The sequence below is a fragment of the Acinetobacter rudis genome, assembly GCF_000829675.1.
In the GTDB taxonomy this organism is placed as follows: Bacteria; Pseudomonadota; Gammaproteobacteria; order Pseudomonadales; family Moraxellaceae; genus Acinetobacter; species Acinetobacter rudis.
Genome location: NZ_BBRX01000072.1, coordinates 1 through 18,824 on the forward strand (window position 1 = coordinate 1; position 18,824 = coordinate 18,824).

General features: G+C 38.0%; 17 protein-coding genes, 4 tRNA genes and 1 pseudogene. 2 read left to right on the forward strand and 20 right to left on the reverse strand.

Annotated elements, in window-relative coordinates:
* Positions 1-135: 135 nt before the first annotated feature.
* The 17 genes and pseudogenes from Aru01_RS15230 to Aru01_RS15310 form a co-directional block, all read right to left on the reverse strand.
* Positions 136-210, reverse strand: a tRNA-Thr gene (locus tag Aru01_RS15230).
* A gap of 14 nt (positions 211-224) precedes the next feature.
* A tRNA-Gly gene (locus Aru01_RS15235) sits at positions 225-300 on the reverse strand.
* A gap of 35 nt (positions 301-335) precedes the next feature.
* Positions 336-419, reverse strand: a tRNA-Tyr gene (locus Aru01_RS15240).
* A gap of 51 nt (positions 420-470) precedes the next feature.
* Positions 471-546 (reverse strand) — tRNA-Thr (locus Aru01_RS15245).
* Positions 547-642: 96 nt separating this feature from the next.
* Complete coding sequence (trpE, locus tag Aru01_RS15250) at positions 643-2,136, reverse strand: anthranilate synthase component I (RefSeq protein WP_016657958.1); 1,494 nt, start codon at positions 2,134-2,136, stop codon at positions 643-645.
* A 117-nt stretch (positions 2,137-2,253) separates the two neighbouring features.
* On the reverse strand, positions 2,254-2,934 hold the full coding sequence (locus Aru01_RS15255; protein WP_016657959.1) for a phosphoglycolate phosphatase: 681 nt from the start codon (positions 2,932-2,934) through the stop codon (positions 2,254-2,256).
* Positions 2,935-3,104: 170 nt separating this feature from the next.
* A complete protein-coding gene (locus tag Aru01_RS15260; RefSeq protein WP_016657960.1) occupies positions 3,105-3,773 on the reverse strand; it encodes an FHA domain-containing protein in 669 nt (222 codons plus the stop codon).
* A 75-nt stretch (positions 3,774-3,848) separates the two neighbouring features.
* Positions 3,849-6,143 (reverse strand): type II secretion system secretin GspD, encoded by a 2,295-nt coding sequence (gene gspD / locus Aru01_RS15265; RefSeq protein WP_016657961.1) that lies wholly within the window; start codon positions 6,141-6,143, stop codon positions 3,849-3,851.
* 39 nt (positions 6,144-6,182) lie between these two features.
* On the reverse strand, positions 6,183-7,022 hold the full coding sequence (locus tag Aru01_RS15270; protein WP_016657962.1) for a type II secretion system protein N: 840 nt from the start codon (positions 7,020-7,022) through the stop codon (positions 6,183-6,185).
* A gap of 2 nt (positions 7,023-7,024) precedes the next feature.
* Positions 7,025-7,768 (reverse strand): type II secretion system protein N, encoded by a 744-nt coding sequence (gspN, locus tag Aru01_RS15275; protein WP_040331494.1) that lies wholly within the window; start codon positions 7,766-7,768, stop codon positions 7,025-7,027.
* 167 nt (positions 7,769-7,935) lie between these two features.
* Entirely contained in the window at positions 7,936-8,259 is a 324-nt protein-coding gene (locus Aru01_RS15280) for an H-NS histone family protein (RefSeq protein WP_016657964.1), read from the reverse strand.
* A gap of 131 nt (positions 8,260-8,390) precedes the next feature.
* Positions 8,391-8,831, reverse strand: coding sequence for an acyl-CoA thioesterase (locus Aru01_RS15285; RefSeq protein WP_016657965.1), 441 nt, complete (start codon positions 8,829-8,831; stop codon positions 8,391-8,393).
* A 12-nt stretch (positions 8,832-8,843) separates the two neighbouring features.
* Positions 8,844-10,037 carry a hypothetical protein gene (locus Aru01_RS15290; RefSeq protein ID WP_016657966.1) on the reverse strand — a complete coding sequence of 398 codons (1,194 nt, stop codon included), beginning with the start codon at positions 10,035-10,037 and terminating at the stop codon, positions 8,844-8,846.
* A gap of 4 nt (positions 10,038-10,041) precedes the next feature.
* Positions 10,042-10,866, reverse strand: a complete 825-nt coding sequence (locus Aru01_RS15295) for a hypothetical protein (RefSeq protein ID WP_016657967.1) — start codon at positions 10,864-10,866, stop codon at positions 10,042-10,044.
* Positions 10,867-10,872: 6 nt separating this feature from the next.
* Positions 10,873-11,649, reverse strand: a complete 777-nt coding sequence (locus Aru01_RS15300; RefSeq protein ID WP_016657968.1) for a uroporphyrinogen-III synthase — start codon at positions 11,647-11,649, stop codon at positions 10,873-10,875.
* A complete protein-coding gene (gene hemC, locus Aru01_RS15305; protein ID WP_016657969.1) occupies positions 11,650-12,570 on the reverse strand; it encodes a hydroxymethylbilane synthase in 921 nt (306 codons plus the stop codon).
* Between the two features lie 161 nt (positions 12,571-12,731).
* Positions 12,732-13,064 (reverse strand): annotated as a pseudogene (locus tag Aru01_RS15310) (LytR/AlgR family response regulator transcription factor); the annotation flags it as partial.
* Positions 13,065-13,899: 835 nt separating this feature from the next.
* Between Aru01_RS15310 and argH the strand changes: the two are divergent.
* On the forward strand, positions 13,900-15,324 hold the full coding sequence (argH, locus tag Aru01_RS15315; RefSeq protein ID WP_016657971.1) for an argininosuccinate lyase: 1,425 nt from the start codon (positions 13,900-13,902) through the stop codon (positions 15,322-15,324).
* 11 nt (positions 15,325-15,335) lie between these two features.
* The gene (locus tag Aru01_RS15320) at positions 15,336-15,608 is read left to right on the forward strand and encodes an oxidative damage protection protein (RefSeq protein ID WP_016657972.1); all 273 of its coding nucleotides are present in this window, start codon (positions 15,336-15,338) and stop codon (positions 15,606-15,608) included.
* A 265-nt stretch (positions 15,609-15,873) separates the two neighbouring features.
* On the opposite strand, the gene Aru01_RS15325 is transcribed toward Aru01_RS15320, so the two are convergent.
* The 3 genes from Aru01_RS15325 to Aru01_RS15335 all read right to left on the reverse strand — a co-directional run bounded on the left by Aru01_RS15325 (position 15,874) and on the right by Aru01_RS15335 (position 17,586).
* The gene (locus Aru01_RS15325) at positions 15,874-16,176 is read right to left on the reverse strand and encodes an IS630 transposase-related protein (protein WP_016657973.1); all 303 of its coding nucleotides are present in this window, start codon (positions 16,174-16,176) and stop codon (positions 15,874-15,876) included.
* A gap of 286 nt (positions 16,177-16,462) precedes the next feature.
* Positions 16,463-16,852: a helix-turn-helix domain-containing protein gene (locus Aru01_RS15330; protein ID WP_042111561.1), complete on the reverse strand. Its 390-nt coding sequence runs from the start codon at positions 16,850-16,852 to the stop codon at positions 16,463-16,465.
* Between the two features lie 149 nt (positions 16,853-17,001).
* Positions 17,002-17,586: a recombinase family protein gene (locus tag Aru01_RS15335; protein WP_016657975.1), complete on the reverse strand. Its 585-nt coding sequence runs from the start codon at positions 17,584-17,586 to the stop codon at positions 17,002-17,004.
* Positions 17,587-18,824: the final 1,238 nt, after the last annotated feature.

Below are 18,824 nucleotides of genomic sequence, written 5' to 3' on the forward strand. Positions count from 1 at the left end.
TCGTTTACGTCGAACACGGTCAATACAACTCAGCATCGACATTTAGTCTAAAAAAAACAGACACCCAATACTTAAAAAGCAGACTAATAAGCCTGCTTTCATAAAACATGTAGAGTAAATCTACTAAACTGTATCTGGAGCTCTTATCGAGATTTGAACTCGAGACCTCTCCCTTACCAAGGGAGTGCTCTACCACTGAGCTATAAGAGCGATCTATCTTCGAATGGAGCGGGAGACGAGGGTCGAACTCGCGACATGCAGCTTGGAAGGCTGCCGCTCTACCAACTGAGCTACTCCCGCACAATGTTGGTACATAGACCACTTATCGAAGTTAATGGTGGTGGGAGAAGGATTCGAACCTTCGAAACTTACGTGGCAGAGTTACAGTCTGCTCCCTTTGACCGCTCGGGAATCCCACCTAATCACACTTAACTAGCAGTGCTGTTCCTCTACAAAAAACATCTTAAAGATGGTGCCGACACACGGATTCGAACTGTGGACCTACTGATTACAAGTCAGTTGCTCTACCAACTGAGCTATGTCGGCGTTTCTTTGTTTTCGATGTTTCGCATCGGAACGGTGTGCAGTTTAGCAAAACTTTCAAAGCTTGCAAGTGCTTTTTTAAAAAAAATCGTCAAAAACTCATAAAATCAATCCGTTTGACGATAATTCAACCGCTTTGATCACTGCGCGAGCTTTTATTTGGGTTTCATTCCATTCTGAATCCGCAACTGAGTCCGCAACAAGACCTGCTCCTGCCTGTACAAACACCTTATTTTCACGAATTACGCAGGTTCGAATCGCAATCGACATGTCCATTTCACCATGCCAACCTAAATATCCGACCGCACCACCAAAAATACCGCGCTTAACAGGCTCAACCTCGTCAATAATTTCCATAGCACGAATTTTTGGTGCGCCAGAAAGAGTTCCAGCGGGGAAAGTTGCCTTAAATACATCTAAAGCATCTATTCCATCCAAGACTTCACCCTGTACATTCGAGACAATATGCATCACATGTGAGTAACGTTCGATCACCATTTGATCAGTTACTTGCACTTTACCAATTTTTGCAACTCGCCCAATGTCATTACGCCCTAAGTCGATCAACATCAGGTGTTCTGCAATTTCTTTTTCATCAGAAAGCAAATCTTGCTCTAAAGCTAAATCTTCCTCTTTGTTCTTACCCCGTGGGCGTGTACCAGCCAGAGGACGAACAGTTGCAATACCCTGCTCTAGACGCGATAAAATTTCAGGTGATGAACCGACAACGTGAAAAGGTTTTTGATCTTCTAAAGTTTGGCCTTGCAATAAAAACAGGTAAGGCGATGGATTAAGATGACGTAGAGCACGATACACTTGCAATGGCTCACCATCGAAGTCCGACACCATTCGATGTCCTGGAACAACCTGCATCACATCACCAGCACGAATGTACTCTTTGACTTTCTCAACTGTTTCGAGGAACTTCTCTTTACCAGTGAGTGAAACAAAATGAGGAGCACGATGCGGCTTAGCGCTCAAACTGATTGGCGTTGCCAACAGCTGTTCCAAAGCATCGAGTTGTTGCTCTGCCTGCTGATAGGCCTCAGGCTGGCTTGCATCGGCATGTACGATCAAAAACAAGGTATCTTTTAAGTTATCAAAAACGATAACCGTCTTAGACAGCATCATCCATAGATCAGGGATACCCACAGGATCTTCTTGGCATGCCAATCCCAGACGTGGCTCTATATAACGCACACTGTCGTAACCGAGATAGCCAACTAAGCCACCTGTAAACTTTGGCAGTTCTGGAATTAACTCATGATCAGGCACTTTAAACTGTGCTTGAAAATCACGAATATATTGAAAAGGATCGGCACAAGGCATGCGCTGTAATTCAACACCGGGCTGCTGAATTGTTAATATGCCTTGGTTACATGAAAAAACCGTGGTTTCACCCAACCCAATAATTGAATAACGTGCCCAGTTTTCGCCACCTTCTACAGATTCAAAGAGATAGGCATTGGCATGTTTTTGTAAACGTGCAAATACAGACAATGGCGTGTCCGTATCCGCTAAACGCTGACGATAAACTGGAATTAGGTTATAACCTTGGGCTTTTAAGTGTTCAAATTGCTGTACGCTGCTCATAGAAATGCTCATTTATTTTCGATAGATCAAGATGATCAAATAGTTTTAGACTAATTGGATACAACTGAGCGTCGCCATCGAAAATGTTTGATTTGTTCCATTTCTATACCTTTAACTTTAAGGATCAATTGCTACGAGTAATTCATTCAAATTGGACACAACTTGTTGTGGTTGGCAATTACGAATATCTTCACCATGATTATAGCCATAGCTCACCGCAATACAATCCATACCCGCACGGCGTGCAGCCTCAAGATCATTTACAGAGTCACCAATCATTAAGCATTCTGCAGTATTTTGAGCATATTGTTCAACACAGTACATTAAGGGCTTAGGATCAGGCTTACGTTGCTCAAAACGATCCCCACCAATCACATCTGCAAAATATTCACTCATCGCCAAACAGTCCAAAATTTGGCGTGCAGGTTGCTCAGGTTTATTCGTCACACACACCATCACTTTTTGCTGCTGTTGACACCATTGTAAAAACTCGATAATGCCTGGGAAGGGCTGAGAGTCCACACAAGGGTCAGCATTATAAATTTCCAAGAATGTCGCCAATAGCTGTTGCTGCAGTTGTGGGTCAACTTCACCTTTTATATGCTGCAAAACACTGTGACAAAAAATCGCAGTCCCCTTACCAATCCAGATACGAACTTGCGCTTCAGTCACCTGCCCTAATCCGAGTCTTTCCAAACTCAAATTCATTGCACGATACAAATCACCTGCCGAGTCGACCAAGGTACCATCCAAATCAAACAATATAACTTTGCGTTCCGCTAAATTTGCAATACTCATCAACAACTCCACAATCAGATTAAAAATCTCAACAGTTAAGACGTGTTGTTTTTAATCCCCAGACAAAAAAAGGCATGCTATAGCATGCCTTGATTGTACACAGATCTTCGCAGAGTTGATGAACAATCCCTTATATTTTCAGGTAGATTCACTCTAAACAAATCACTGTATTACTTCAGGAAGAACCAAGCCAACACCGCCAAAATCAACAATGCAACAATAGTGATCAACCCCACAGAAGTATTTTTCTTTTCTTCTTCTGCTTGTTTAACTTCTGAGACAGGCTCAGGAATTGCCACAACGACAGGCTCAGCTTTAGCGTTTACATCTACACCTTCAGGAATTGGTGCAGGCTTAGGAACCGCTACACGTGTAGGCATCCCCTCTTGGCTTACAGCAACATCCTGCGCACGCTCTTTCATGCTTGGCATGCCTTGATCATTCATCTGTGCTGCGGCACTTTTGACTTCACCTGCTTCGTGTGTTGCAGAAGTCGCCACCGCTTCAGCAGGTTGCTCCACTTCAGCCACGGTATTGACTACAGGTTCAAGCTCTTCGGCAACTTCAAATTGTAGACTTGCAAAAGCAAGCACATCGCCCGATTTCAAAGCTGTTTCAACACTAATACGTTCACCATTTACAAACGTACCGTTAGAAGAATTTAAATCTTGCACATATAACGCCGTTTCTTTCAGTAAAAAAGCAGCATGCCGACGAGAAATCTCTGCTGATTGCAGTAAAATATTCGCATCTTGGTGACGGCCAACCAGCATATCTTGATCAATTTTGATCGACTTCCCAGCAAACTCACCTGTAGTTGCTTGAATTTTCCAAGTCATAATTCACTACTCATGTTCATTTCGCTCATCTTAGCATGGACAACATCATGAACAATAACATTGATCAATACCAAATTAAGGCACTGGACGAATTGTTGTAGTTGAAGTAGTTGACTTGGTTTTTTCAACTTCAGGAACTACCGCTTGAGCTGGCGCAATGACCTCTACAGGCTCAATAGCAACAGGTGTAGCCACAGATGCAGGAGCAGTCGCACCACCAGAAGGTAGTTGCTGATAAGTACCATTACTGATCGGTGTTGCAGGAGAACGAATGGGCAAACGCTGTTGATAAATATCTTCTACGTTTTCTGGAAGCTTTGAAAAGTTTCCATCCTTATCCATTGCCAACTGCAAACTATAAAGTTGATCATAACGACGCTGAGACATTCGACGAACATCTTCACTGTCTCCAACAATCGTTGGATGGATAAAAACCAATAAATTACGTTTTTCGCCGCTGCGACTATCTGATCTAAACAGTCGCCCAATTCCAGGTATAGCGCCCAATCCAGGTACACTTTGTCGACTAGAGATATTATTATCTGCAATTAAACCACCCAAAACGATGGTTTGACCATGATCAGCAATCACCGAAGTTTTAATGGCCCGCTTACTGGTCACTAAGTCAGTCGCTTGCCCTTTATTGGGTTGTACCGCAGAAACCTCCTGCTGAACCTCAAGTCGAACCGATCCACCCTCACCAATATGAGGAACGACCTTAAGCGTCACCCCTACATCTTTACGCTCCACAGTTGTATATGGATTTACGCCTGTTGCACTTGATGTCACTGAGCCTGTAATGAATGGTACGTTCTGTCCCACAACAATATAAGCTTCTTCATTGTCCAAGGTCACAATAGATGGTGTAGACAATAAGTTAGTTTTGGTATTACTTTTTAATGCTTGAATCAGAGCGCCATAAAACTCACGAGAACCATTGGCCCCTTCACGATACTTGCCTAAACCAAATGCACCACCAGCACCTTTATTTTCATTCGCAACAAGTGCACCGCCTAACCCTGCTGCACCGCCACTCATATAACCTGTTACAAGGCCAGCCAGACTAGATCCTACGTTGGTAAAGTTTAAAAGCCCTACACCACTATTGATATCACCTAATGCCCACTGCACACCAAGCTGATCGGCATCATCACCTGACACTTCAATAATAGCCGCCTCGATTAAGACTTGTTGACGGCGCACATCAAGCTGTTGAATTGCCGAATCAATTTCACGCATTAACTGTGGATCAGCTTTCACCATAAGCGCATTTTGCGAGCTATCCGCGATGATGCTTACACCATTTGCATTAAAACTACTGATACTGTTTTGATTGCTGCGGCCTGAACTACTCCCCAGATTAATGCTCGGTGTAGAGATACTTCCATTGCTGCCAGATGTAGAACCACTTGAACTATTATTGTTATTATTGATTAAGTTGTTGATATTATTAGCTGATTGCTGACCTGAAGATGAATCACTACTGGTATCTACCGACTGGCCTGTAACTAAACCTTGTAAAATTTTAGATAGATTATCTGCACTTGCATAACGTAACTTATAAACTTTAAGTCCACCAAGACGATCAGCGGATGGAACATCCAACATCTCAATCATCTGGCGCAAACGTTTACGTGAAGTTGTGTCACCTTTAATTAATATACGATTGGTTCTTGCATCCGCAACTACACGCACACGTGAACCTATTTGCTCTTTTACTGCCCCAGTTGCGGACATCGTTTCCAATAAACCAATGAGTTCTTCAGCCTGACTTGAGTGTAATTCAATTGCCTCAATATCATTTTGACCCGTACCATCCAAATTACGAATAATCACTTCTAACTGCGCAATATTTGCAGCACGATCTGAAACAATTAATGCATTAGTCCCTTGAACAGCAGCCATATGTGCAAACTGTGGCATTAAAGGTCGCAGTGCTGGGATTAAATCATTGGGGTTGGTGTTTTCCAGCCAAATTACGCGTGTTACAACCTGATCGCCTTGTGCTCGACCACGCGCATCATAAGGAACACCCGCATTTTTCACATTACTGTCTGGAACTAAACGAATGGTATTACCTGCTGGAATAGCAACTACACCATTAACATTTAGCACCCCTAAAAACAAATCATAGACTTCATTTTTGTTTAAGGGTTTATTTGAAATAACTGTCACATTGCCACGTACTCGAGGATCTACAGCAAAGTTTTTACCTGTAATGTCAGCAACTTCATTAATAAATGCTGTTAAGTCAGCATCTCGTAAGTTAATTTTCCACGTTTGTGCTTGTACAGTCGTGCTCATGACAGCCAGAACAGGTGCTGCTGCAAGCACTGCCCATAGTGGCCGCTGATGATTTAAAAATGCCATAACTTATTGTCTATCCTAATTCTAATCTTCACTTAGCACTCATAAACTTTGTTGAAAGGTCATCACTTGATCACCTCGTTTAATTTCGATTTTGACCTGACCTTCACGCTTTGCTTGTTCCAACAATTGAACATCACTTTGACCCTGACCTACGCTCTTACCGTTTAAAGATAAAATACGATCGCCAGGACGTAGTCCTAATTTGTTGCGAAGTGCCGCAGGTGTCTGTTCAGTGACTTCATAGCCTTGCCCACCCCCTGTGTTCACTCCCATTTTTTTCAAATATTCCTCTCGATCATCCGTCATCTGCTCAATTGCCTGACCAATCGCATTTTGAGAGCCTGGTGCAGCAACAATTGGAGGAGGGTTATTCGTAGATTGTGTTTCAGCTTCTTGACTTGGCTCTGGCTGATATAAATTAGCAATGCCACTAAATTTAAGCACCTTGGTTGAACCTGTATTATTTTTTAATACAACATTGTCCCAATATACCGCGGCAAGGCGATAAGCCGTGCCTTCAATAAGTTGTCCAATAACATAACGCTCTGCTGTTTCTCCAACCTTAATCACGGCTGTAGAATTCCGGCTTGGAGACGAAACCATAACTCCCTGTAAATGCATATCAATATTGTCATCTGCATTTGCAGTTTCAGCCCCAACCTCATAAAACAATGCAAAACTTGAAATATTTGGAACTTGTATTTGTTTTGAACCCATAGTTACTTGTTCTGGCTGTATTAACTGAGGTGGTGCAACAACCCACCATAATATTGCCGCCAACTTCCAACATAACACCAGGATGAAGAGCAACAGTACAAATGGAGCAGCTCGATCTATTTTTTGCCATTGGATTTTTTCAAATTGTTCACGAATATTCATACTCAAAAACCGCCTTGCATTAAGGGTTTTCTCGTACTGACAACAAAGGTATCTAAACCAGCCTTACCATCGTAACTTGGCACATTCATTAATAATCGTTGGGTCAGTTGAACATCTAACATCATGTTTGGGTCCAACATAATATTCGCCATTTTTTGTTTACGTTGATCCTGAATATTCAATTGCAACTTACCATCAACATCCTGCAATTGTCCATTTAATGACGGCATATTCATCCGATCTTGTCGGTCAGCAAAAGTATAGATCAGCTCACCACCCGCCCATTGCAATTCACCATCAGCAGATGAAAAACCTAGATTCTTTTTAAAATCAAATTGAACATTTTTTAATTGGATCGGATTTGCTGGCCATTGCCAGTTGACTAACGTTTTTAATGTTTCGGGAGAGATTTGACCGTTTAAATCCTTAACGATAATTTTTTTATTTATTCCATATCCCATAATTGCTTTTAATTGTGTTTTACCACTGTTTATTTCAACATTTGCCGCAGAGCGGAGTAAAAACAAATCTAATGGTCTAGTTTTCCATACAATCGAGCCACGTATTTCACCTTTTCGCCAATCGGCCTGCCCTTGCCAAATATTACCGCTTACATTTTGTAGAACTTGATTATCTTTATAAAATTTTGAAATCAACCAAGATGCTGGAACCTGTAATAACACAAAGACCAAGAAAGAGATGACCGCAATCACCCACCACTTCATATTTTTTGGTTTTTTCTTCATCGGGGTCATACCACATTAATCACTTATACTTTTCCGCATGATCATACCTGTTGTATATAACCGATTCACCATATTTCTTCCACACCAGCAATGTACATTTATAAAAAAACCAAGCACACGGCTTGGTTTCAAATATACTAATGTCAACTAATGACAAAATGATGAAATTAAATCAGGAAGTCTTCCAACTTCGCACCTTTTTCAATTTCAGCAACTAACCAACGAGGTTGTTTACCACGGCCAGTCCAAGTTTCTAACGTATTTGATTTATTACGATAGCGTGGTTCAACTGCTTTGCGTGTTGTTTTCTTACGCTTCTGAGCACCATATTCAATAAACTGCTCTAAAGTTAATCCAGCAACATTTGCAATTTCAATGATTTGATTATAAGCATCTTCAATCGCTTGATCTTTTTTAGTTTCAATCAAAGCTTCAGCTTCAGCAGTTAAACGTTTTAACTCTTCAACTGATAATTTACTAATATCTGGCATTACCTTTACTCCAAAACCATAATATTCGTTATTTGAATAATTTCGAGTCCATGATATTTTCATTAACAATAACAATCAACACTTTCTTCTCATTTAAATACATAACTCAACAAAAAAAAATATGTATGCCTTTAAATATTATTGCCAAGATTTAAATCATGATTAACCTTTTTTTCAAATCGAATAATATCATCTCTAATTTGTTTTGGTATTAATGTCTTTTTCATTTCTACTGGATCTACAAATACCACCACAGCCTCAGCAGTTGCGACAATCTGTTGCTGTTGCTCACTGTATAAAACATAATGCATGCGCACTGCACTATTACGTATTTCCTCAATACGAGCAGCGACCTTCAACACATCTGGATAAAATACAGGCTTTAGATATTTACATTGGTTAGAGGCAATAACTGTTAATACATCTTGCGCATATGTACCTAACTTATGAAAATACAAAATACGTGAACTTTCAATATATCTATAATACATAACATTATTGACATGGCCATAAGCATCCATATCACCCCATGCCACAGATTGCTCAAGTATTACTGGATATTGATCTAACATAGTTTCTACCTTTTAAATCTTAAATTGAACAAATTTAGCATCATTTTCAAAAACTAATTTTAACTCGTCCAATAAATCATCCTGCCCTTTTAAGCTCGATTTAATTCGCAAATAACTCATAAATATATTATTAGGAAAACGTGTTAATAATTCATCTGCTTCATTAAATCTTTCAGTTTCGGTATAAATATACCATTGAGCAAAACTTAATACGGGTAAACCAGGATACTTTTCATCTAATTTTTCTATATATAATTCAATCTCTTCATATTGAGTGTCTTTTTGTAACAGTTGCTGCTGGAACCAAATATAAAACACATCCTGATCAAACTTTAAGTCCAATAAATGCGTGGCCAATATTGTAATAGCCTGATCCATATTCTTAATACGTAATAACAACTTCAACCATAAAACTTGTAAAGCGTATGCTAAGTTTTTAATATTTTTTTCATTTTCTATATAACTATTCTTTAATCTGTGAATATCTTCGATACTGGCTTGGTCATACTGCTCTAAGAGTTGAGTTAACCATTTTTCCATAGCTTCATCACTAAGATTGTTTTCAGTTGAACCACCTAAATATAACCATGGATAACTTACTGCGAAATTTCCCCATAAGATATCCAAACGTTTTTTAAAAGCCGCTTCTACTGGAAGTAACCAAGGTGAAAGTAAATGACTACTTAAAAATTGCAAATGACTCAAAGCCAGTTCAGCATTTTGTTGCGCTAAATAAATTTCAACACGCTGTATTTCTGAAAGTTCAAAAGTCGCTGTTGGGCATCCTTCTAAGGCAGTCAATGCTGCTACATAGTCTTGCTTTAAAAATGCATGCTTCGATTGGAAGATCTGTTGCAACAGTCCAGAGTGCACAAAGATGCCAGATACAAACTCTTGATCAGCATCGTTGTCTTGCAAAATCCAAATCACCCCTAACTGCTCGTAGGGGTGTAATTGAGAAAAGTGATGAATATATTTTAATTTACGTTTTTCGCTATTCAGATAGCTTTTAAAACCATACCAAGACAAATGCGTAAGAAAGCTAAGTAAAACACTCAAGACGAGTAAGATACCCAGATAAGATTGAAACTGTATCCCGCCCCATAGTACATAAACGTAGCCAGCACCCATGTGATAGCTAAATACACTGAATAAAGCAAAAATGATTAAAGCAATGAATAAATATAGCTGGATAATTTGTTTCATAACTTTAACCTAGTATGTTACGGCTAGTTAATTTAGGCACAGGTAATATAGGCGCACTCTTCAACTGCAGAACTTGTTGTTTTAAACTTTGGCTCGCTTGATCAGGTAATGTTTCCATCAATTGAGCAATCTCAAGCAACATCTTTTGATAAACCGACATTTCTCCACGTAGCAGCGCCTGCTCTGCAAGTAATAATCTAAACTGCGCTTCTTTAATTACAATACTACGTTGATCCAGAGCAACATTGACCTGATCCACTCGCTCAATTTGAAACCATTTCTGCCAGAAGTGCTCTGTCTGAGGTTTTACTGGTTTGAGTTGCTGATTGGCAGACTCCACCTGAAGACGCTGATCCAATTGTTCAATTAAAGCTGTAATCTGCTGCTGTTGAATCATCTGCGTAGATACAAACTTCTGTATTACTTGTTGATCCTGTGCAATAGCTTGATGAATACTTTGGCTTAGACTATCTGCAACTTCATATTTGACCAACTCACGATCCAACTGAGTGAGTTTCTCCATCGCATAACTATATTGCTGTTGCTCAAGTGCAAACTGCACCAAATCAAGTTGTGACTGAATCAGATGCTGTGCATTAAAAGAAGATGTTGATGGCACGGAAATAGGCGCTGCACTTTCAGTACTTGGTAAACGCTCTTTTCTTTGTAATGCAATGAGCTGGTCATTTAAACTATCAGCACGTTGTTCATTTTGATACAGCGTTTGTTGCAACACACTGATCTGTTGGTTAATCTGAATATTATCGTAGCCAAGTTTTGCTAAGACCCCAAACACCACAGTAACCACTACTAAAGTAATTTTTTTCATTAGGCTTTAAATATGCAATTGTTGGAGAGTATTCAAGACAGTGGACTCATCTAGAGAATCTAGTTGAGTTATATTAAAACAAATCCCTTTTTTTAGGGTGAATTTTTGCAGAATATGATACAAACGCTCCCCCAAAACTAAATAATGCCCTTGCTGTAAAAACTCTAAATGCTGTTCACAGAGCTGACACCAATAGTGCCAACTGGCCTCACTGCTTATACAAACGATATACGGCTTAGGATCAAGAGCATATTGATGGATTAATGTATTAAATTGCGGCTTAGCCTCATCAGGGCACTGTCGCTGATATAATAAAATATTTAATACTTCAATGCCTTGTTGCTGACACTGTTGCATCATAAATTGACGCCCACCAATGCCTCGCCAAAAGGCGATTTTCTTAAGATCTTGTCGCTGACTAAATATGGGTAAATCTAACATACCCTCTGAGGTTTCTACTTCAGGCACACTTGCCGTTATTCCATACTGAGCCAACGCATCAGCAGTTTTTTGTCCCACGGCAATCCATTCAATCTGAGCCAAAGCGCTCATTTCAAGCTGGCTACGCCGTAGATATTGCATGCCTATTTCCACTGCGGTAGGACTCACAACAACTACAGCTTGAACATGTTCAAGCTGCTGAAACTGCTGCTGTAAATTTTCAGTATATGGCTGTGCCTGCAAAGCCAGTAAAGGCAACTCAAATACGGTTATGCCCGCTTGGCTTAAACATTGACTCAATGCCTGAGCCCGAATAGTTGGCCGTGTATTGACGAATAACATTTAGTGTAAGGCTGCCAACAGTTCTGCAGCACCTTGTTCGATTAGATCTTTGGCCAATTGCACTCCCAACTGCTCAGCCTGAGTGACATGGCCTTGCATCTTACTGATCAACAATGTCTTACCATCCACACTTCCGACTCGACCTTCAATGCTTATTTGCTCTCCAAGCAAAGTTGCAAACCCAGCAATAGGTACTTGGCAGCCACCCTCTAAATAGGCGTTAAAAGCACGCTCAGCTCTTACACAAGCATCGGTTTCTGCATGCAACAAAGGTTTGATCAATGCCAATGTTTCTAAATCCTGCTCACGGCATTCTAAACCCAATGCTCCTTGCCCTACTGCGGGTAAGCTTAACTGTGGATCTAAATGATGTCGGTTACGATGACTCAGACCTAGACGTTTAAGTCCAGCACTAGCGAGAATAATTGCATCATATAAACCCTCATCGAGTTTATTCAACCGTGTGCCAACATTCCCTCTTAAATCAATGACATCTAAGTCCGGACGTTGCTGTAATATTTGACATTTACGTCTTAAACTTGATGTCCCTAATTTTGCACCAAGTGGTAATTGTTCAAAATGTTCATAATGGTTTGAAACAAAAGCGTCATAGGGTTCCTCTCGCTCGCATATTACCGCTAAGCTCAAGCCCTCAGGCAAAGCCATAGGTACATCCTTCATAGAATGTACTGCAAGATCTGCACGCCCATCTAATAAAGCAGCCTCTAACTCTTTCACGAAAAGACCTTTTCCACCAATTTTAGCCAAAGGCGTATCTAAAATCTTATCGCCTTGCGTAACAAAGGTGACCAATTCAACTTGTAAGCCCGGATGCAATTGCATGAGTTGATTTTGGATATACTCGGCCTGCCAAAGTGCCAGAGGGCTCTGACGTGTTGCAATTTTCAAATTTTTTTTCATTGTATAGAGAGTTAAACCTTAAACACCCTAAACTTAACCTGATCAATTTAAAAAGCAAGCAAATTATTATAATTGAACCGACATTGACCAGAATGCCCTTGGTAAATTCACATCCTTGTGTTTTTCATCACCAAATAGAAAAATTAACGCTATATTATTGGTTATAAATGAAAGATTTTATTTCTCAATGTAGGTAAATGGCGTCGACTCACAGCCAAACGTTCATCAATTTCTCGACAACGTACTTGATATTGTCCCGCTGATACAAGTTCTAGCCCATCCAAATAGTCAAGTGATATGAGTGCGTTACGGTGTATGCGGATAAACCTATTTCCGAACTCTTGTTCTAGTTCTTTTAAGGTTTCATCAATTAATACACTGCCATTTTTATGTCGTACAGACACGTATTTTTGATCAGCTAGAAAATAATAAATATTTTCAGTCGGAATGAGCTCGACACCACGATAGGTTTTCGCAGCGATTTGCTGCCTTTGAGTTACTTTATCCATAGTTTGTTTTTTTTCTTAGTTTAACAACTGCACTTAGGTCAGTTGTTGAGTTAATTTGATTGAATTACGGCTATAAAAGTCCTTTGTAACTAATTTCAGCGAATATCTAACTGGTGTTGTGTCATAAAAAACAAATCGTTAATTCGATATGTAGAAGTTCTTCAAGCACCATCAGATTAATTTTGTTAAACATCATGTGTGATCTGCGTAATGTGTAATACAGTGATCATTATTTGAGTATTGATATTTCGGACGTCTGATTCACTACATAAAACAAGTTGTTTGTCATCACCAAAATGAGGACATCCTTTTTTCCTCCTTGTTTAGACACCAATGTTTTTTAATAAATTAACCCATCAGAGACAAGGCCTTTTGACATTAACCCTATAAAAAAAACATTGTAGAAAAAAATAGATTTATTTTTTACATGAACTATCAATCACTTAAGATGAAGATTTGGCGATAGTTTGGCTCAAAAAACACCAATATCCCCATCAACTTCATCGTGATGAAACCACTAATTTTTTATTCTAATATTGTAATATAAGATTAGTAATGACTATAAAGACACGCTTTTTTAAAATTTATACAACACCATATCAACTATGTAGTGCTTTTTCCTTCTATAACACTCAATATAAGCATCGCAACGCTCCAATTGACCGCACACAATTATTCGATTAATTTTTATTGAAGCATAGTTTTTTCTTCCAATGTAAATCCACTGGTGTAATATCCGATATACCACTCGACTTTTATTGTCTGACTTCAGCAAATTACGTCGAGTTTGTTATACTCTTTTTTATTTTCCCGAGCTGACATGACCACATCTTCTCACTCTTCTACCCAAAACCAAACTTCTGGTATGTGGGGTGGACGTTTTACTGAAGCTACTGATTCTTTTGTAGCTGAATTTACCGCCTCTGTTCAATTTGACCAACGTTTTTATCGACAAGATATTGCTGGCTCAATCGCACATGCCACTATGCTTGCCAAAGTGGGTGTACTCACAGAACAAGAACGTGATGACATTATTCAAGGCCTCACCGAAATCCAAAAAGAAATCGAGGAAGGTCGTTTTGAATGGCGTGTAGATCTCGAAGACGTGCATATGAATATTGAAGCTCGTTTGACAGACCGGATCGGGATAACTGGGAAAAAATTACATACTGGTCGTAGCCGCAATGACCAAGTTGCAACTGATATCCGTCTTTATGTTCGTGATGAAATTGATGCAACTCTTCAGCTACTTAGTAAATTACAAAAAGGTATTCTCTCGCTTGCAGACCAACATACCGCAACGATTATGCCAGGCTTCACTCATCTACAAACAGCGCAACCTGTGACCTTTGGTCACCACCTTATGGCTTGGTTTGAAATGTTATTCCGTGACAGTGAACGTCTAATTGACTGTCGTAAACGTGTGAATCGTATGCCTTTAGGTTCAGCTGCCCTAGCAGGTACAACTTATCCGATTGACCGTACATATACTGCACAACTACTCGGTTTTGATACAGCAAGCGAAAACTCTCTAGATGCTGTGTCTGACCGTGACTTTGCAATCGAATTTAATGCTGCTGCTTCATTAATTATGATGCACTTATCACGTATGTCTGAAGAACTCATCTTATGGACATCTGCACAGTTTAAGTTTGTCAATATTCCTGATCGTTTCTGTACAGGCTCGTCTATTATGCCTCAGAAAAAAAACCCAGATGTACCCGAACTCGTTCGTGGAAAAACTGGCCGCGTTTATGGAGATCTCATTAGCCTTCTTACACTAATGAAAGGTCAACCACTGGCCTATAACAAAGATAATCAAGAAGATAAAGAACCTCTATTTGATGCAATTGATACTGTTCGTGGCTCACTTATGGCATTTGCTGATATGGTTCCTGCTTTGGTGCCTAATCAAGCAGAAATGCGTGAAGCAGCACTTAGAGGTTTCTCAACAGCAACAGACTTGGCCGATTATCTAGTGAAAAAAGGCATCGCTTTCCGTGATGCACACGAAATTGTTGGTAAGGCAGTTGCACTAGGTGTTCAAGAAGGTAAAGACCTGTCTGAACTTAAGTTGGAACAATTACAACAGTTTTCAGATTTAATCAGTGCAGATGTCTTTGATAAAGCGCTCACTTTAGAAGCTTCAGTCAGTGCTCGTAACCACTTGGGTGGTACTGCACCAGCACAAGTACAAGCCGCAATTCAACGTGCGCACCAACGTCTCGAACAACTTTATGCTTAAGGAGCATATCTATGACAAAACTTGTCTTTTGCCGTAAATATCAACAAGAGCTAGAAGCTTTAGACTTTGCACCATTTCCAGGCCCTAAAGGTGAAGAATTATTAAATTCAGTATCTAAACAAGCTTGGCAAGAATGGTTGAAACACCAGACAACGTTAATTAATGAAAAACGTTTAAATGTGTTTGAAGCAGAAGCGAAAAAGTTTTTGGAAGAACAACGTGAAAAGTTTTTCAACAATGATGCTGATGTAGAACATGCTGAAGGTTGGAAACCACAAGCCTAAGTCCAATAGGCCTCGTATTCATCATGAGCAATACGGGGCTTAGCCATATCACTTTCAATCCCAAAAATATGAAAAAGCACTTTTTCAGTTTTCAATCACTCATCAAGTTGATTCACTCAACCCTAAGCAAAGCGATTTATTCATTGCCTTTATTATTCTAAATTTTTAAACGATTCAAAAATTACACCTTGCCACGACCATAGCCATATTTTATGTTTTGGTTTCGATAAATCTGATCAACCAGCTTAGCCTCAGTACAGCAATTTTATTTTTTCTTTTGAGCTATACCTAAACGCTTTAACGCTTTTTGGATACCTGATTTTGAGCAATTTAAACGAATAGCACGTTGATATTGGAAATCATGAGGGTAATCTTTGACATCCTGTAAGATCAGATCATCATGCAGTTTTCGCGGTTTATAATCATGCGTAGTCTTAGGCTCTAACTTTTTTTTCCAGCGTTGAATTGTGGTAGGACTCAATTCAAACTTAGCTGCCGCCTCTTGGAATGTCATTCCCTGCTCTAACTTTGCAAGGATCTTTTTACGAAAGTGTACTGGGTAAGTCATGTTGCAAATGTGGTACTTTTAAGGAGTTGTAATATAATTTCTTTTTCGAAAAAAGACTACTAATTTAGTCAAGATTAATTAATTAAAATGTAAACCAATTTATACCTATTGATCAGTCGATGAATCAATAATTGTGTTTAAATTATTTAATTATATTATTTCAATTACTTAGTTATACTTAAACACAATTAATGATCATTGCACTGGATGATCTTTTTAGCAAATGATCAGCGCCTTAAGATATCCAGAATGCAATTTAAACATTAAAATCCTTGAATATTCAGCTCTAAACTTCACTCTCAAGTTGTTTGTTTTTACGAACAACAAAAACTTTTTTAGCTGAAGACCAACTCAAGCGTTTTAATGTACGTCGTATCACCTCATACGCTACAGGATAGCCAAATGTCTTTTCGAATAAAGGCACCAACTCATGGATATTGGTGAAATTCGATTGTTCAACAAAATGCTTAAAAGCACTGAGGTCTTTAATACTACTTGGCCTCCCACCCTTATTTTTTCGATTTTTAGGATCAAACTCATCCGTATGTTCAAGTTCAATCCACCGATCTAAAGTAGGTCTAGAAATACCAAAAATTTCACAAACCTGAGATTTATTACCCATTTTTTTCCAAGCCATAAGGGCTCGTTGGCGTAGATCCAAAGAATGAATTTTCATTAATACCGTCACCCAAAATTTGATTTATAAAATGTTTTATTTTTAATTCGCCAATATAAACCGCTGTACCTATTCAAGGTATTTTTTCATCATTAGCAAATATAAATCTGTTTGTGCTAATGATCAGGCCCAATATATACCATTGAATTTTAATTAAATTCCTGAGAAGCTTTCTCCAAAAGCCGATTAATTACGGTACGCGTCACTGAATATTCTTTTGCTAGAGAATAAACACTATGTCCTTTTTTAAACTTATTAATAACTTCCTTTTTCTGCTCTGGCGTTAAAATTTCAGGACGACCTACTTTTTTAACAAAATTATTGGTTGGGTAATTTTTATTAATTTTTTTAAATTTACCCTCAAACTCAAAACATATTTTCAGGAAATGCAGAAAAAATACCTTCAGATCACCGCTAATTTCATTTTTTGAATAATCGAAACAGACTAATCTAATTTTTTTCTGATCAACTCTATTTACGATATTGAAGATTTCTTCAAAATTTCGCCCTAAGCAATCAATCCCCTTCACCAGTAATAGATCGTCAGCTTCTAAACCATAATTTATTAAATTAATAAATTTATCTCTATATATTATAGAAGTATCAACTGTTACTTCTTCAAATATCAATCTCTGTTTTGGTATTTGATATCCGTTTTTATAGAAATAAGAAATATAGTTTATATCATCACACTCATTACCAGGATCATTTCTAACATAAGCATATGTACGCATAAAATCTAAACCCAATGCCAAATTTAAAACAGCTACAATTAAATTATATACAATTAAACCTTAAATACAAATTATTGGAATTTAATTGATATGTATTAATCCATGTTTTAAATCATATTGTTTAAAGTAATATTTTTAACCCCCATAATTAATAACTCAATATTATAAAGTTTAATTTAATAATGTTAATTATAAGCACCCCACAACTTCCCCTTCAATTTAGGAACTAACATTTTTTCACTGTTAAGTACTCCATAATCAATCTTCATTCTATACAGTGAAAATTTATTTAAAAAGCGTATTAAATGTATATTAAAAATAAGAGATTGATTTGCCCTATACATATAAAACACAGTCAAAATCAGAAACTAAAGATACAATTATTTCCATGATCTTATAACCGTTATCACTTTGATGTATAAAGTTTTACTTAATGATAAAACAGCACTACTACTACGACTTTATATTTAAATTATCTGTGAAAAAAATTAAACTTTTAAAGCAAAACGAGATTTTAAGCATACTTAATTTATTTTTAATAACGAAAATAGCTAATTTCTATAGCAAAATATAGAGTTTAAATACTTAAATAATGAAATAGACTTTCAAGAATAAAATTAAGTTATGATATGGTTTGTTACTTATAACTGATAAATATTCTTAATAACATCATTAAAAATGTCTATTAATAATATATAAAAATTAATTTTTTACCAATTGGATAATAAAATTGTCAATTAAAATAAATAGCTATAAAGTCATTAATTGAATCTAATAAAAATTTAAAAAAATAAAAATTACACTAAAAAACATATTAAATGTTAGTTTAAATCCACCTTGAAAATTATATTTGAAAGTAAATATATTGCTTAGGGTCAAGCCTTAATGTAGTACCTTTTATTTTAAGAAAATTGTAGATAAAAAAATAGAGCATGATGCAAAGCATCATGCTCTATTTAAAAAATGAAATTAAATTACAATTTGATTGTTAAACAACAAAGTCACTAAATCAGTTTGTATATTTTCCAATGTCAAAAGGTTTGAAAAACTATCACCACCACCATTTCGGTCAATCTCAATGATGGTATTGGCACCATCAGTGCGAACCTTTAAATATTCCATCGAGTGGATCAATAATCGGTGCTGGTGGTGCAATTGCATCGACAATCACTGTTGTCGGCGGTGAAACGTTACCTGCTTTATCTTCAGCAACCGCTACAACTTTGTCACCATCTTCT